Raw genomic sequence first — 1,341 nt, forward strand, 5'->3', positions numbered from 1 at the left:
GACTGGGGTGAAGTCGTAACAAGGTAGCCGTACCGGAAGGTGTGGCTGGATCACCTCCTTTTAGGGAGACCATCTGATAATAGACCGAACCTAAACAATAGGTCGTTATCAGTCATCCCTGGTCGTTCGAGGAATAGATGTCAAAGCTTTCAAACTATTAACTGGTTCGGAACTCGCGGGCTATTAGCTCAGTTGGTTAGAGCGCACCCCTGATAAGGGTGAGGTCCCTGGTTCAAATCCAGGATGGCCCACCTGGAAAAAAAGTGATGAATTGTCAGTAATGAGTAATGGATAATCAAGAATTAATTCAGGATTAATTCAGGACTCAGACAATCAAAATCAGAACTTGCTTAGTGGGGGTATAGCTCAGTTGGTAGAGCGCCTGCCTTGCACGCAGGAAGTCAGCGGTTCGAGTCCGCTTACCTCCACTCTCACTAACTGTAACCAACTACAAAAAAATAGAAATCAGCACCTAGACTATCGAGAGTGAAAGTCGGAATGCTGGAGTCTAGAACTCTAGTCAGAACCTTGAAAACTGCATAGAAATTAAGTCATCAAAGCGTGTCAGTTATCCGAGCAATCGGAGGATCTGACAAGCGACCACCATGAAAAAATCAAGTGGTCAAGTTACAAAGGGCTAACGGTGGATACCTAGGCACACAGAGGCGAAGAAGGACGTGGCGACCGACGATAAGCTCCGGGGAGCTGGAAGCAAGCATTGAGCCGGAGATGTCCGAATGGGGCAACCCAGTAAGCATCAGTTGAATACATAGACTGATAGCGGCGAACCCAGCGAATTGAAACATCTTAGTAGCTGGAGGAAGAGAAAGCAATAGCGATTTCCCAAGTAGTGGTGAGCGAACGGGAAACAGCCTAAACCAGAGGTTTTTACTTCTGGGGTCGTGGGACAGTCAACAAACGTATCTTCAAGCTAGACAAAGCAGTTGAAAGCTGCACCAGAGAAGGTGAAAGTCCTGTAGTCGAAAGTAGAAAAGAGCGTGACTGTATCCCGAGTAGCACGGGGCCCGTGAAATCCCGTGTGAATCAGCGAGGACCATCTCGTAAGGCTAAATACTACTGTGTGACCGATAGTGAACCAGTACCGCGAGGGAAAGGTGAAAAGAACCCCGGAAGGGGAGTGAAATAGAACATGAAACCGTTAGCTTACAAGCAGTGGGAGGACGATTTAACGTCTGACCGCGTGCCTGTTGAAGCATGAGCCGGCGAGTTATAGGCAGTGGCAGGTTAAGACCCTATGGGTTGAAGCCAAAGCGAAAGCGAGTTTGACAAGAGCGCCCGTGCGAAAGCACAGGTCACTGTTTATAGACCCGAACCCGGGTG

Annotated in this window: 2 tRNA genes and 2 rRNA genes; all 4 read left to right on the forward strand. The window is 48.5% G+C overall.

The features are described from left to right. Positions 1 to 61: ribosomal RNA gene (locus QUA25_RS29200) — 16S ribosomal RNA — on the forward strand; the annotation flags it as partial. A gap of 116 nt (positions 62 to 177) precedes the next feature. Beyond that, positions 178 to 251, forward strand: a tRNA-Ile gene (locus QUA25_RS29205). A 104-nt stretch (positions 252 to 355) separates the two neighbouring features. Further along, positions 356 to 428 (forward strand) — tRNA-Ala (locus QUA25_RS29210). A gap of 192 nt (positions 429 to 620) precedes the next feature. Continuing rightward, a 23S ribosomal RNA gene (locus QUA25_RS29215) occupies positions 621 to 1,341 on the forward strand; the annotation flags it as partial.

It is taken from the genome of Microcoleus sp. Pol17C6, assembly GCF_036701145.1.
Lineage (GTDB): Bacteria > Cyanobacteriota > Cyanobacteriia > Cyanobacteriales > Microcoleaceae > Microcoleus.